At 35.2% G+C, this 13,089-nt stretch carries 13 protein-coding genes and 1 riboswitch; of the genes, 11 read left to right on the top strand and 2 right to left on the bottom strand.

Annotated elements, in window-relative coordinates; all coding sequences use genetic code 11:
• Window positions 1-237: 237 nt before the first annotated feature.
• Complete coding sequence (locus Bccel_RS18920; RefSeq protein ID WP_036936535.1) at window positions 238-1,074, bottom strand: sporulation peptidase YabG; 837 nt, start codon at window positions 1,072-1,074, stop codon at window positions 238-240.
• Window positions 1,075-1,173: 99 nt separating this feature from the next.
• Window positions 1,174-1,917 (bottom strand): right-handed parallel beta-helix repeat-containing protein, encoded by a 744-nt coding sequence (locus tag Bccel_RS18915; RefSeq protein WP_036936537.1) that lies wholly within the window; start codon window positions 1,915-1,917, stop codon window positions 1,174-1,176.
• 300 nt (window positions 1,918-2,217) lie between these two features.
• Here Bccel_RS18915 and rpsF point away from each other — a divergent pair, with 300 nt between their 5' ends.
• The 11 genes from rpsF to ftsH all read left to right on the top strand — a co-directional run bounded on the left by rpsF (window position 2,218) and on the right by ftsH (window position 12,811).
• A complete protein-coding gene (rpsF, locus tag Bccel_RS18910; protein ID WP_036936540.1) occupies window positions 2,218-2,505 on the top strand; it encodes a 30S ribosomal protein S6 in 288 nt (95 codons plus the stop codon).
• A gap of 9 nt (window positions 2,506-2,514) precedes the next feature.
• On the top strand, window positions 2,515-2,931 hold the full coding sequence (locus tag Bccel_RS18905) for a single-stranded DNA-binding protein (RefSeq protein ID WP_036936543.1): 417 nt from the start codon (window positions 2,515-2,517) through the stop codon (window positions 2,929-2,931).
• 161 nt (window positions 2,932-3,092) lie between these two features.
• Complete coding sequence (rpsR, locus tag Bccel_RS18900; protein WP_036936546.1) at window positions 3,093-3,383, top strand: 30S ribosomal protein S18; 291 nt, start codon at window positions 3,093-3,095, stop codon at window positions 3,381-3,383.
• A gap of 92 nt (window positions 3,384-3,475) precedes the next feature.
• Entirely contained in the window at window positions 3,476-4,309 is an 834-nt protein-coding gene (gene pheA, locus Bccel_RS18895; RefSeq protein ID WP_036936549.1) for a prephenate dehydratase, read from the top strand.
• Between the two features lie 205 nt (window positions 4,310-4,514).
• A complete protein-coding gene (locus Bccel_RS18890) occupies window positions 4,515-4,850 on the top strand; it encodes a MazG-like family protein (RefSeq protein WP_036936553.1) in 336 nt (111 codons plus the stop codon).
• 9 nt (window positions 4,851-4,859) lie between these two features.
• Entirely contained in the window at window positions 4,860-6,869 is a 2,010-nt protein-coding gene (locus tag Bccel_RS18885; protein WP_036936556.1) for a DHH family phosphoesterase, read from the top strand.
• A gap of 54 nt (window positions 6,870-6,923) precedes the next feature.
• On the top strand, window positions 6,924-7,370 hold the full coding sequence (gene rplI / locus Bccel_RS18880) for a 50S ribosomal protein L9 (RefSeq protein ID WP_036936559.1): 447 nt from the start codon (window positions 6,924-6,926) through the stop codon (window positions 7,368-7,370).
• A gap of 17 nt (window positions 7,371-7,387) precedes the next feature.
• Window positions 7,388-8,725, top strand: a complete 1,338-nt coding sequence (gene dnaB / locus Bccel_RS18875; RefSeq protein ID WP_036936561.1) for a replicative DNA helicase — start codon at window positions 7,388-7,390, stop codon at window positions 8,723-8,725.
• 10 nt (window positions 8,726-8,735) lie between these two features.
• On the top strand, window positions 8,736-10,241 hold the full coding sequence (gene tilS / locus Bccel_RS18870) for a tRNA lysidine(34) synthetase TilS (protein ID WP_242853046.1): 1,506 nt from the start codon (window positions 8,736-8,738) through the stop codon (window positions 10,239-10,241).
• Window positions 10,213-10,749 (top strand): hypoxanthine phosphoribosyltransferase, encoded by a 537-nt coding sequence (gene hpt, locus Bccel_RS18865; RefSeq protein WP_036936562.1) that lies wholly within the window; start codon window positions 10,213-10,215, stop codon window positions 10,747-10,749. The genes tilS and hpt overlap by 29 nt, the downstream gene beginning before the upstream one ends.
• Window positions 10,750-11,020: 271 nt before the next feature.
• The gene (gene ftsH / locus Bccel_RS18860; RefSeq protein WP_036936565.1) at window positions 11,021-12,811 is read left to right on the top strand and encodes an ATP-dependent zinc metalloprotease FtsH; all 1,791 of its coding nucleotides are present in this window, start codon (window positions 11,021-11,023) and stop codon (window positions 12,809-12,811) included.
• 90 nt (window positions 12,812-12,901) lie between these two features.
• Window positions 12,902-13,009, top strand: a riboswitch (SAM riboswitch).
• Window positions 13,010-13,089 lie beyond the last annotated feature (80 nt).

Raw genomic sequence — 13,089 nt, 5'->3', positions numbered from 1 at the left:
TATGATATCACTTTTTTAAAATAAATGAAAGTAATTTTTAAAATTTTTCAAGGTATATTATGTTAAGGCATGAATGAAAAAACGTAGCGGAAGTTATTTTTTGATCATGACTAAACATACGGAAAAGTGCCATCCGAAATTGATGGGCAATAGGTGTTTTATAAAATTTGTGGTGCCTATATACAAAAGTAAAACCGGAATTTATAGTTGTCGAAACTATAGACACCACAATTTATCTTAAGTTCTTAACGAGTTACGTGCTGATTTTAGATGTCCTCGGGTATTTATGCCACCTATTCCCTTTGTACCGGATTTTGTAAGCCGGGCAACCGACCATGGAGTTATAAACATCCTTGAATCAGTAGTTGCAACCTTTTCGCATACTATAGACGGGTCAAGACAGTCAATCAAGATTCTCCCAGGTGAACTTGCAAAATTTGCACCTGCTTTAATTATTGCTTCAAAGTAGGATTGGCAGGCACCTGCAAAAATACAAAGCTTATTTTTATCAGGCTCATATTTCCTGGCTTCAACTACTGATTGTACAAAATACCTTGAAGTCCTGTAGCTGTCCAATGATTTCAGGTCCACATCACCTTTCTTAAGGCCGTCATGGCCTGTCAGTACTACGATATCAGGTTTATACCTTTCCAGCATTTCTCTTACAATAGATGGCTGCTGACTTTCCGCAACGGTATGACCAAAGCAGTCAATTTTTGAATGTTTGTAGTGGTTTACACATATATCAAGAAATTCCTTGCTTGAATCAATATGCAGGATACTCCCTGGCCTGCCGGGAGACCTGTTTATACCGTATAGCCTTCGTGAAAGGCTTTGTGCAACAAGTGCCTGTTGTGTTTTTTGAAGAAATTTCTGTTTATCCTGATCTACAAGCCTGGGATTTTGCTTTAAAAGATCAACACCACTTGAATCAGCTTCTATTCTTGTTAAAAGACCTCTTAATGTATAAATGGGATTACCATCATTATTATTGTTAATTTCTGTTATTATGAAATATATGTCTTTTCCATAAGACTTTCTGACCACGATATCTCCAATATTAAAGTCAGACATATAAAATCCCCAATAAAAGAATACATATTACATAATATGCAATCTTTTATTGTATGGGGACTATTTCAGACATTTTATGTTAATTGCTTTTTGTCCGCATTATTCTGCATTATAACCATTTAAATCATTATCTTTAAATTCATTATTTTTTCCGTATTCCACTTTGATATCGCCGTGTTTTTCAATAAAGCTTTTGTTATTTGTAATTTTACTGGCAGTAATGTAAACTTTCATTGGGCATGATTTACTGTAAAAACCCAGTGCACTTATGGAGTTGTGATGCAGGTAGCTGTTTAAGATATGTACCTGGGGAGTATTAGATGCGTATATGCCATAGACACCGCACCCAACAAGCTCACATCCTTCAAAGACAACCTTGCTGCAGCTTTCTATATCTACCACGCTGCCTTTTCTATTATCTAAAAGGGGTTTTGAGTCTGCTTGTTTGGTTTTGTCAACTATATGCTGAGCCTTTATTCCCTTAATGAATATGTTGGCACTGTTTCTAACAAAGAAAATCTGGTGATCGGTCTTTTTACTCTCAACCCAAACCTCGTTTTCTCCTACAATAGTAATGTTGCTTTTATTTGCTATTTCTACAGGTTTTGAGATTAGGTATCTTCCATGGGCAAGAATTATTTCGCTTCCGTTAGCAGCTTTGCTTATTAAAGTATTGATATCATCGCCAGGCTTTAATCTGATGGTTTCACCGGCAACAGCTTCTTTTTTAACGCTTGTTTTGTTCGTAGTAGTGCTGCTAAAATTAAGAGAAGTGCATCCAGTAATTAAAATAGTAGTTAAAATAGATAATTTTAATAAGAGAAAATTTTTTTTCATATTCATGATATGTTCACCATCCTTAATGCTTAATAAATTAATTACATTATACAAATAATACTTGAATAATGTATTTTTTGAAATGCCATTAATCACTTTTAGCTATATAACAAATTATACCATGGTGAACAAACTAATAACAATAATAACAATAATATAGATGTTAATGGGCTTTTTAAATAATAAATTTAATAAAATTTGTAATAGCCCTTGAAAAATATGAGAATGTGTGATAAAATTCATAACCGTATCCTTGCTCTGTACTCAAGATACAGGGCCGTTTAGTCCGGGAGGAGGTGAAGTCGAATGTTAAATAAATACGAATCAATTTTCATAATTAATACTGAGGTTGGTGAAGAAACTACAAAAGCTCTTGTTGAAAAGTTCAAGGGACTTTTGGAAACTTCTGCACAATTGGAAAGTATTGATGAATGGGGCAAAAAGAAGTTGGCATATCCAATAGAAGACTGTAATGAAGGTTACTATGTACTAGTTAACTTCACAGCAGAATCTAGTTTTCCTCATGAACTCGAAAGAATTTACAAAATTACAGATGGCATAATTAAATATATGATTATCAAAAAGGAAAAATAAGGTGATTTTATGAATAAAGCCATTCTAATGGGAAGACTGACAAAAGAGCCTGAATTGAGATACACAAGTACGAATAATACACCTGTATGCAGCTTTACTCTTGCTGTAAATAGAGCTTTTTCAAAACAAGGCGAGGAGAAACAGGCGGATTTTATTCCGGTGGTTGCTTGGAGCAAACTTGCCGAATTTTGCGGCAAGTACTTTCAAAAAGGCCGTCAGGTTGCAATAGTTGGACGAATTCAGACCAGAACATGGGATGACAACGAAGGAAAACGTCATTATGTTACTGAAGTTATTGCTGAAGAAGCACATTTTGCCGACAGCAAAAAGTCTGATGAAACTTCTGCAAAACCTACCTTTGGGGGAGGAAGCAGTGGTGAGGATGGATTTTATCCTATTGGTGATGATGATGAATTGCCATTTTAGTTAAGGAATGACTAAAATATTACTTCCAATTTTGAGCGGGTGTTGATGAGTTTAGTCAACACATGAGCGAAATTTATAGTGGAAGTTATATTTGAGTCATTACAAAGTTACGTTAATAACCGTATTATATATATGCGATTTTTTGAAAGGAGGTTTTTTGAATGCCAGGTGGAAAAAGGGAAAGAAGTGGCGGAAAAGATATGTACGATAAAGGCGAAGGCAAAGGCGGAATGAGAATGAGAAGGGCAAAGAAAAAGGTTTGTGCCTTCTGTGTAGATAAAGTTACCGATATCGATTACAAGGATGTAGCTAAGGTACGCAAGTTCATATCCGAAAGAGGTAAGATACTTCCAAGGAGAATTTCCGGAAATTGTGCCAAACATCAACGTCAGTTGACTATGGCAATTAAAAGAGCAAGACATGTTGCACTTTTGCCATATACAGCTGAATAATAATTTGTATATAAAGCCTATAGAACAATCTATAGGCTTTTAATTTATGGTCTTGCAGGATATCTAAATAATAACTATACGGAGAGTGTTCTATGATAAAGATAGGTTATCTTGGTCCTAAGGGGACATTTTCACAGGAAGCTACATTAAGATATATCGAAGAAAGAAAGATAGAAGATTACGAGATCTATGAATATAACGGAATATCAGATTTGATATTTGCTGTTGATAATAAGGAAATTGATGAGGGAGTGGCTCCTATAGAAAATTCTTTGGAGGGAGCCGTCAACGTAACTCTTGATATATTAGCTGCCGATGTTAACCTTATGATAAAGGATGAAATTGTAATATCCATTGTTCAGAACCTTTTAATTAAAAAAGGAACTGATCCTGATAAGATACAGTGTATTATTTCTCACCCGCAGCCTATAGGCCAGTGCAGGAAATTTATAAACAGCAAGTATCCAAATGCACATATAAAATATGTTTACAGCACAGCAGGGGCTGCTGAAGAAGTTGCACAAGGTGATGGGAGCAAGGCTGCCATTGGTTCTGCCATTGCTGCAAATGTATATGGTCTTGAAATGCTGGAAAAAGGCATACAGGATAGTGAAATCAATGCTACCAGGTTTGCTGTTATAGCCCGTAATGATAGTGTCAGAACGGGAAATGACAAGACATCAATTGTGTTCTCAACAGAAGACAAGCCGGGAAGCTTATATAGAATATTGGACATCTTTAATCTATGGGATATAAACATGACAAGGATAGAGTCAAGGCCTGCCAAAAATGAGCTGGGGAAATATATTTTCTTCATAGATCTTCTTGGTCATAAGGATGATGAAGATTTGAAGGATGCCCTTACAATGGTAAAAAGAAAGTCATCTTTTTATAAATTTTTGGGGTCGTATCCTATATTTGCATAGATAGCTATATGAAAGTATGCGGGAAATATAGTTGATGTGTATTCTATCTGGGTAGCGGTATGTTATAATATAGAATCATATAAGGAGATTTCAAAAATTTCCTTGGTCAATTTTTATAGTGGAGAGCCACAAAAATCAATATTTTTGAAATCTCCAATTGACTGGGTATTTTTAGAAATCATATAAATTATACTGGAGTGGTTAGATGGCTTTATTCGATAAAGAAATTGACATTACACGTAATATAAAAATTATAGAGTGGCTTAAAAGCGAACTGCTGACAGATATTGCTGCTTTATTTAAAATACTTGTAAATGGGGCAAAGGAAGAGGTTCATGAGGCAGTTACAGAAAGCCTTTCAAATATAATTTTAATATGCTATTTGCTTGGTAAAAGACTTGGAATAAGCTATAATTCTATTGAAATGAAAATAGAAAACAAAATTAAGCTGGGCTTGGTTGAAGAACATGATGTTGAAAAGTACTATGGTGATCTATCAGAGTTGACAAGACATTTAAATTGTTCCAGGATTAGAAAGTAAGGAGAAAAAATGGACAATAAAAAGTTTGTGTGGGCTTTTATCCCCAGGGCAAGTACTTATTTAGGCATAATACTGCTATTGGTAATCATTCTGACAATATTAGAGTTTTGGATCGGTATTGTAGGATTTATTCTCTTTTCATTTCTGGTATTCTATAATATAAGGCTGGAGTATAAGAAGCAGAATGAGCTTACCCAATATATAGAGGACTTGACTTTTCATGTCGATACTGCAACAAAGGATACTTTGTTGAATTTTCCGCTGCCATTTGTTGTATTGGAATTGGATGGTACCATCATATGGTATAATCCCCCTTTCAGGGATATATTTGGCGGCAAGGATCTGTTGGAAAAGACTATAACATCCCTGGTAAGTGAGTTGGAACCCAAAAAGATACTTGACGGTCAGCCCAAAATCAATAAAAATATATTAATAAACCAGAGAAATTATAATGTTCTCGGAAATTTTGTGAAAGCTGAAAAGAAAAGTGATAAAGGTGAATTTATACTTATGTTGTACCTTTTGGATAATACAGAGTTTGTTGAGCTGCAAAAGAGGTATGGTGATGAAAAGATATGTATAGGGCTTATAATCATAGACAACTATGATGATTTGATGCAGAGCCTGGAAGATGCATTAAGGCCCCAGCTTTTAGCGGAGATTGATAAAAAATTGGTTGGGTGGATGAGTCATACAGGCGGTATTATTAAAAAGTTTGAAAGGGATAAGTATTTCTTTGTTTTTGAGAGCAAGTACTTAAAAGAGTTTGAGGACAAGAAATACGAGATATTGGATTTAGTGAAGGAAATCAGTATAGGTAACAAAATCCCCGTTACACTGAGTATTGGATTTGGAATTAACGGAAAGACAATAATTGAAAACTTTTCCTATGCAAATGCATGTATTGACATAGCCCTTGGCAGGGGAGGAGACCATGTTGTAATAAGAAACGGTGAAGCATTCAGCTTCTATGGAGGCAAAACGAGAGAGCTGGAAAAAAGGACAAGGGTAAAGGCGAGAGTCATTGCTTATGCATTACGAGAGCTTATAGACCAATCTCCGGAAGTCTTGATTATGGGACATGAAAATTGCGATGTTGATTGCCTTGGAGGGGCTCTTGGTATTTGCAGGATAGTAAAAAACAGAGGTAAGAATGTCCATATAGTATTAAACAGCTCAAACCCGACAATAGAAAATTTGTTGGCTAAAATAGAAAAAAATCCTGACTATTCAGGGGTTTTCATAAATAGCAGCGAGGCATTGGACAGAATAAATAAAAAGACACTGCTCATAATACTTGATACTCATAGGCCTTCTTTTACAGAAAGTCCTGAACTCGTGAAATTTACAAATCAAATTGTTGTTATTGATCATCATAGAAGAGGAGCGGACTATATTCAGGATGCAGTGCTCACATATCAGGAAACTTATGCATCATCTACTTGTGAATTGGTAACTGAGATTTTGCAGTATGTGGAAGAAAAAGTCCATCTTAAGCAGTTGGAAGCGGAGGCATTATATGCAGGAATAGTTGTAGATACAAAGAATTTTACATTCAAGACAGGGGTAAGGACATTTGAAGCCGCATCATTCTTAAGACGGCAGGGTGTTGATACTGTTTCTGTCAAGCAGCTTTTCCAAAATGATATTGAAACTTATATAAACATTTCCAACATTGTTAGGAATGCTGAGATAATTAGTGACAGGATAGCTGTTTCGGTATGTCCTCAAAACGTAAAAAATGCCCAACTCATATCTGCTCAAGCGGCAGATCAGCTTTTAAGCCTTTTGGGAATAGCAGCGGCATTTGTGCTGAGTGTCAATGGGAATGTGGTGGTTATAAGCGGCAGGTCACTTGGTGAGATAAATGTTCAGATGATATTGGAGAAATTAGGCGGTGGAGGGCACTTATCCATAGCTGGAGCACAGCTTGAAGGAATTTCTATAGAAAATGCCATAGAAAAACTAAAGTGTGCTATAATTGAATATACTAACGAAATTAATTCAGTCAACATTTAAGGAATATACTAGTCATTACTAAACTTACAAATATAACCGTAGGGGGGATTTATAATGAAAGTAATATTAAAAGCAGATGTAAAAGGATTAGGTAAAAAGGACAGTTTGGTCGAGGTAAGTGACGGATATGCAAGAAACTTTCTTATGCCGAAAGGATTGGCAATGGAAGCAACTTCATCCAATATAAATGTTATGAAAAACAAGAATGAATCAGATAGGATGAAGAAGGAAAGAGAGCTAGCGAAAGCAAAGGAATTGGCCGAAAAAATCAAGGAAATTACTGTAGTATTTAAGGCTAAAGCCAGCGAAGGAGGAAAACTCTTTGGTTCCATAACCAATAAGGATGTTGCGGACAAGCTGAAAGCAGATTTCAAGCTGGATGTGGATAAAAAGCAAATAATTTTAGATGATGTCATAAAATCATTAGGGACTACAGAGGCAAACGTCAAGCTATATCCTGAGGTCAGTGCAAAGTTAAAAATTAAGATAGAAAATGAATAAAGAGGGTGTAGTATATAATGGATTTGGGTTCTTTTGGGAGAGTACCGCCTCAAAGCATTGAAGCAGAGCAGTCTGTTTTAGGCTCAATGCTCCTTGATAAAGAGGTAATTCCCGTAGTGACTGAAATTTTAAAAAGTGAGGATTTTTACAGGGCTGATCATAAGGAAATTTTTGAAGCTGTAATGGATCTCTTTGATGCTGGAGAACCGATAGATCTGATTACAGTTTCGGAGCAGCTGAAGCTACGTGGTACCCTTGATAATATCGGAGGGCTCGAATACCTTACCAACATAGCAAGTGCAGTACCAACAACTGCAAATGCCAAGCATTATGCAAAGATTGTTGAAGAAAAGTCAACATTACGAAAGCTCATCAAGGCATCATCAGAAATAGTAAATATGGGGTATGAGGCATCAGAAGAGCTTTCTTATATAGTTGACAAAGCGGAAAAAAGCATTTTCGATGTTCTGCAAAAAAGGGGTACCCAAGGATTTGCTCCTATTAAGGATGTTTTAGTGGATGCATTTAACAAGTTGGAGGAGCTCTATAATAATAAAGGCCATATTACTGGTATACCCACAAGGTTTGTGGATCTTGACTTTAAGACATCGGGACTTCATAACTCAGACCTTATTCTTATAGCAGCAAGGCCTGCAATGGGTAAGACTGCATTTGCACTTAACATTGCACAGAATGCAGCAGTTTATTCAGGAGTTCCAGTGGCAATTTTCAGCCTTGAAATGTCAAAGGAACAGCTTGTAAGCAGAATTTTGTGTAGCGAAGCAATGGTGGACAGCCAGAAGGTAAAGACGGGGAAACTTGAGGATGAAGATTGGAAAAAGATTGCCCGGGCTTTAGGGCCTTTGTCCGAAGCACCAATTTATATAGATGATACACCAGGTATATCAATATCTGAAATAAGGGCTAAATGCAGAAGGCTTAAATTGGAAAAGAATCTTGGATTGGTTGTTATTGACTACCTCCAGCTTATGCAGGGTAGAGGTAAAAATGAGAGCAGGCAGCAGGAAATATCCGATATTTCCAGGTCTCTAAAAATATTGGCAAAGGAAATAAATGTTCCGGTAATTACTCTTTCACAGCTTAGCCGTGCGGCTGAACAAAGGGCTGATCACAGGCCTATATTAAGTGACTTGAGAGAGTCCGGTGCCATTGAGCAGGATGCAGATATAGTTATGTTTTTATACAGGGACGACTATTACAATCCGGAAACGGAAAAGAAAAATATAGCAGAAGTCATTTTAGCCAAGCATAGAAGTGGCTCTACAGGCACAGTTGAACTTACATGGCTTGGTGCATATACTAAATTTGCTAATATTGAAAAATACAGGACATAATGAATCTTATATGAATAATAGCATAATTGAGAAAGTTTTAAATACAATTAAATGTAATAATCTTATAAATGTCGGGGAAACTGTAATCGCTGGTATATCAGGAGGACCTGATTCGGTCTGCCTTGTCCATATTTTGAATAATATCTCATCTATCTATAATTTTAAAATAATTGCTGTTCACATAAATCATATGCTGCGAGGAGAAGAAGCAGATAAAGATGAAAATTATGTCAGAGAATTTTGCGAAAGACTATCAATAGAGTTTTACTCAGACAAAATAGACATAAAAAAATTGTCTAAGGAAGAATCTGTTTCAATAGAGGAAGCAGGGCGGATTGCAAGGTATAGGCAGTTCCAGTTTTATGTTGAAAATAAAGGAGCACAAAAGGTAGCAGTTGCACATAATAAAAATGATCATGCTGAAACCGTTATTATGAATATAATAAGGGGCACCGGAACTGATGGCTTAAAAGGCATACAGTACAAAAGGGATAACATCATAAGGCCTCTTCTGGATGTTTGCAGATATGAAATTGAAGACTACTGTTTATCAAATGAATTGGACCCTAGAATTGACAGCTCTAACTTAGATAATATTTATACAAGAAATAAAATTCGGTTAGAGCTTATACCATTTATTAATAAGTGTTTTAATACCAATATAATAGAAAGTATTGGAAGAACTGCAGAAATAGTTAGTTGTGATATTTCTTTTATTGAGGAATATGCAGCTGAGGCTATGAAAAAATGCATAATTGAAAAAAAATCTGATAAAATAAGGCTTAATATTGAAATTTTAAAGGATTTTCATGAATCTATTAAGAATAGAATATTAAGGAATATTATAAAAGATATAAAAGGAAATTTAAACGGGATTGAAAAGAAGCATATTGATCTATTGTCAGGTTTAGCATTTAACGGTAGAACCGGTGCAGTGGTTTGTCTTCCTGGAAAACTTATTGGGGAAAAATCTTATAACACTCTTTCTGTTTCTTATAGAAGAACAAACAGCCCAACACCAATAAAAGACCAAAAAGATAATAAATTTGAGATAGAAATAACAATGCAGGGAAGTAATTTTTTTAAGTTTAACGGCAGGAGTTATTGTCTCCAATCAGCGGTTATAGGGCCGATAGATGCAGAAAATATAAATATTCAAAGATGCAAAAGGGAAGAAAAAGTACAATATTTTGATTATGAAGCCCTTAAAATGGGAATATATTTGAGAAATAGAAAAGAAGGTGACATGTTTAAGCCTATAAATGGAAAAGGTACAAAAAAGCTTAAGGAATATTTTATTGATGAAAAAATTCCGCGAGATGAAAGAAACAAAATACTTCTAGTAGCAATAGGAAATGAAATTGTTTGGGTAGTAGGCAATAAAACAAGTGATAAATTTAAAGTAAATGAAAATACTAAATATATATTAAAACTGGAACTGAAGGATGATATGGAATGTCAATTACATCACACAGGGGGAAATGAAATTGAGCGTTATAAAGAAGGTATTGATTAGCAGGGATGAATTAAATGAAAAAGTAAAGGAATTGGGAAATAAAATATCCATGGAATATGAAGGCAAGGATCTTATAATGGTAGGAGTACTTAAGGGAGGATTTATATTTTTAGCTGATCTTATAAGAGAGTTGAAAATTCCAGTTGAAATTGATTTTATATCTGTATCAAGCTATGGAAGCTCCTCGAAATCCTCAGGTGTGGTAAGGATCATAAAGGATATTGATGTTTCAATTACAAATAAACATGTAATTATTGTTGAAGATATTATAGATACAGGACTTACACTTAAGTATCTTAAAGAAATGCTATATACCAGAGGACCTCTTGATGTGAAAATTATTGCTGCCCTTGATAAGCCTTCAAGAAGAAAAGTTGATATCGATATTGATTATAAAGGATTTACCATACCTGATGAGTTTGTTGTAGGTTATGGTTTGGATTATGCAAGCAAGTACAGGAATTTGCCTGATGTATGCATACTTAATGAGGAAATTTATAAAAGTTAATTATATTAAAAGATTATTAATTATGTTAAAAAAATAATGACTTTTAATGAAGTTATTTAATTGATACATTATTGAGTTTTGTAAAAGTATATGTTAATATATAGTATTGTATAATCATATTAAAATCACCGGACTTTTTACATTTTGCAAATATGGATGTAAATATATTGAGTTTTAATATGATGAAAAGTTTAACCACTTTTCATATAAAACACTGACAGTACAATATGTAAATTAATGTTTTTTCATAAAATAATAAGGAGTGAGCTGTTTGAAGTATTTCAAGGGAATAAGTTTTTATATAGTGCTTTTGGTTATTATACTGGCTATTCTATCTATATTTAGTCTAAGTCAGGATCCTGAAACAAAAAGCTATACACATTTACTATCTCAGCTGAATAAAGTTCAGTCTATTTCATTGGAGGGTAGTAAGGCAACTGTTGTAACAGCACAAAAAACAAAGTATACAGTTATTATACCATCAATTGATAAGTTTATGGATGAGGTTAATCCTTATGTCAAGAACGGTCAAATAGCTTTGGAAGGGAAACCGCTTTCAACCGCTCCGTGGTGGGTTACAATTTTACCTACAGTTGGTCTTATAGTCATATTCATACTGTTCTGGGTATTCTTCTTACAGCAGTCACAAGGCGGGGGCGGAAACAGGGTAATGTCATTCGGCAAAAGCCGTGCTAAGATGAGTGTAGATGAAAAGAAGAAGGTGACATTCGAAGATGTTGCCGGAGCAGATGAAGAGAAGGAAGAGCTTAAAGAAATTGTGGAATTCCTTAAGCAGCCAAGGAAGTTTGTTGAACTCGGTGCAAGGATTCCAAAGGGTGTATTGCTTGTTGGACCTCCGGGGACCGGTAAAACATTACTTGCTAAAGCTGTTTCAGGTGAAGCAGGAGTTCCGTTTTTCAGCATAAGTGGTTCCGACTTCGTTGAAATGTTCGTTGGGGTTGGTGCATCAAGGGTAAGAGATTTATTTGAGCAGGCAAAGAAGAATTCTCCATGCATTGTATTCATAGATGAAATAGATGCAGTTGGTAGACATAGAGGTGCAGGACTTGGTGGAGGACATGATGAGCGTGAGCAAACTCTTAACCAGCTCCTTGTTGAAATGGATGGTTTTGGACTTAATGAGGGGGTAATTATACTGGCAGCTACTAACAGACCGGATATTTTAGATCCTGCTTTGTTAAGACCTGGTAGATTTGACAGAAGAGTTATTGTTGGTTACCCTGACATAAAAGGTAGAGAACAAATACTTAAGGTTCATGCAAGAGGAAAGCCTTTAGATCCTGGCGTAATGCTTGATGAGTTGGCTAAGAATACTTCGGGTTTTACAGGTGCTGATCTCGAAAATCTTCTTAATGAAGCTGCTTTGCTTGCAGCAAGGAAAGATAAAAAGCAGATTACTACAGAAGAAATTAAAGAGGCTACTTTTAAGGTTGTTATGGGGCCTGAGAAGAAAAGCCGTGTTATGAGCGAAAAAGAAAAGAAATTAACTGCTTATCATGAAGCAGGTCATGCCATAGCGGTAAAGATAGTGTCAACTACCAACAAGGTAGACAGAATATCAATTATTCCGGCTGGAATGGCTGGAGGGTATACATCTTACAGGCCGGATGAAGATATTAAGCATTATACAAAGTCCCAGTTGATCGAAACTATAGTTGTAGCCCTTGGTGGAAGAGCAGCTGAAGAGATAGTCTTAGGAGAAGTTAGTACTGGTGCATCAAGTGACCTAAAACGTGCAAATGGGGTTGCCAGAGATATCATTATAAAATATGGTATGAGCGAAAAACTTTCCAATTTAATATTTGGTAATGAAAATGATGAAGTGTTTATAGGAAGGGACTTTGCTCAGTCAAAAAATTATAGTGATGAAACCGCATCGATTATTGACAGTGAAATCAAAAGTATAATTGATAATGCATATGCTAGAACTTTGAGTTTGCTGAAAGAAAACATAAACAAATTGCATAAAACTGCTGAGGTTTTACTTGAAAAAGAAAAAATTGAAGGGCCAGAGTTTGAAGAAATTTTTGCTAGTGTTTGATATTTGGACTGTAAATAAGTGTATATTGATATTTGCTTGACAAATATAGCAGTATATGTTATATTATTCCTTAGTTAAAATTAAATATTACCCTTATCAAGAGAGGTGGAGGGACTGAGCCCTATGAAACCCGGCAACCGGCAAATTGTATCGGTGCCAATTCCTGCAGAATATAAAGTATAATCTGAAAGATGAGGAAAGCAGAAATAATTGCCTCTTCATTTTTGAAGAGGTTTTTTATATGTTTAGGAATTGATGATTATCATAAATAAAAAGGA

The organism is Pseudobacteroides cellulosolvens ATCC 35603 = DSM 2933, from assembly GCF_001262605.1.
GTDB lineage: Bacteria > Bacillota > Clostridia > Acetivibrionales > DSM-2933 > Pseudobacteroides > Pseudobacteroides cellulosolvens.
Note: the sequence above shows the minus strand (reverse complement) of the source record. Positions and strands in the feature narration are given on the sequence as shown.

Bases quoted from the DNA above. Each gene is read 5' to 3' on its own strand.
- Bccel_RS18905 (WP_036936543.1), top strand. From the start codon at position 2,515: ATGAATAAAGCCATTCTAATGGGAAGACTGACAAAAGAGCCTGAATTG.
- Bccel_RS18920 (WP_036936535.1), bottom strand. From the start codon at position 1,074: ATGTCTGACTTTAATATTGGAGATATCGTGGTCAGAAAGTCTTATGGA.
- dnaB (WP_036936561.1), top strand. From the start codon at position 7,388: ATGGATTTGGGTTCTTTTGGGAGAGTACCGCCTCAAAGCATTGAAGCA.
- Bccel_RS18890 (WP_036936553.1), top strand. From the start codon at position 4,515: ATGGCTTTATTCGATAAAGAAATTGACATTACACGTAATATAAAAATT.
- Bccel_RS18885 (WP_036936556.1), top strand. From the start codon at position 4,860: ATGGACAATAAAAAGTTTGTGTGGGCTTTTATCCCCAGGGCAAGTACT.
- tilS (WP_242853046.1), top strand. From the start codon at position 8,736: ATGAATAATAGCATAATTGAGAAAGTTTTAAATACAATTAAATGTAAT.
- rplI (WP_036936559.1), top strand. From the start codon at position 6,924: ATGAAAGTAATATTAAAAGCAGATGTAAAAGGATTAGGTAAAAAGGAC.
- Bccel_RS18915 (WP_036936537.1), bottom strand. From the start codon at position 1,917: ATGAATATGAAAAAAAATTTTCTCTTATTAAAATTATCTATTTTAACT.
- rpsF (WP_036936540.1), top strand. From the start codon at position 2,218: ATGTTAAATAAATACGAATCAATTTTCATAATTAATACTGAGGTTGGT.
- rpsR (WP_036936546.1), top strand. From the start codon at position 3,093: ATGCCAGGTGGAAAAAGGGAAAGAAGTGGCGGAAAAGATATGTACGAT.
- pheA (WP_036936549.1), top strand. From the start codon at position 3,476: ATGATAAAGATAGGTTATCTTGGTCCTAAGGGGACATTTTCACAGGAA.